Annotated in this window: 1 protein-coding gene and 1 pseudogene; both read left to right on the forward strand. The window is 73.2% G+C overall.

Features of this window, described 5'->3' with window-relative positions; translation table 11 throughout:
• Positions 1-219, forward strand: a pseudogene (locus ACFVX9_RS38415) (serine protease); the annotation flags it as partial.
• 186 nt (positions 220-405) lie between these two features.
• Positions 406-771, forward strand: coding sequence for an NAD(P)-binding domain-containing protein (locus tag ACFVX9_RS38420; protein WP_387986786.1), 366 nt, complete (start codon positions 406-408; stop codon positions 769-771).
• Positions 772-881 lie beyond the last annotated feature (110 nt).

Genomic DNA, 881 nt, shown 5'->3' on the forward strand with positions numbered 1-881 from the left:
TTGTACATGTGGCCCGGCAATGGGGACGGTACCTTCGCCGGCCGCGTGCTCGTCACCGACGGGTGGGGTCCGTTCTCGCAGACGGTTGCCGGTGACTTCCGGGGCACCGGCCGTGCCGACCTCATCGCCCGCAACGACACCTACGGCGTCCTCGATGAATGGATGAACACGGGCGGAGCCTCCTTCTCCCACGCCTTCCGGCTCACCGACGGCTGGTGACCGGCCGGTCGGCCCGTCCAACTCGTCCTACCCGGCCAATGCGCTTGCACGGGACCACCGTTCGCAGCGACGGCCCACCGGGCCGGGCGGCTCGCCGAAGGCGAGGAGGACGTCCAGCAGGTCGCCCGGGGCCTCGGCCGTGACGTCGGGTCCGGCGGGCAGGCCGTGCACCGTCCACCGCGGGTGATGGGCCAGGCGTCGGCCGCGGTCTTCCTGGACAAGGGCCACCCGACGACCGTCTGGAACCGCTCGGCCGGCAAGGCCGAGCAGCTCGTCGCCAAGGGCGCGCCCCTCGCCGGCTCGGTCAGGAGCGCGCTCGAGGCGAGCCCGCTGGTCGTCGTCCGTGTCTCGGACTACGACGCCGTGCACAGGTTGCTGGACCCGGCCGCCTCCTCCCTGACCGGCCGCACCCTGGTCAACCTGACCATGGCGAGCTCCACCCGGGCCCGGGAGACCGCCGAGTGGGCGGCCGAGGCCGGCATCGACTACGTCGACGGCGCGATTCTGGCGGTGCCCCAGGCCATTGGCACCGCCGAGGCCACCCTGCTGTAAGCCGGCCCGGAGTCCTGGGGCGCAGGGGGACGAGGAGGGGGGCCGTCGGGGGGCGCTAGCGGGGCCGGGGGAAAGGGACACATGCGAGAGGGGAGGGGCGCGCTCAACAT

Source organism: Kitasatospora sp. NPDC058243 (genome assembly GCF_042882025.1).
Taxonomy (GTDB): domain Bacteria; phylum Actinomycetota; class Actinomycetes; order Streptomycetales; family Streptomycetaceae; genus Kitasatospora.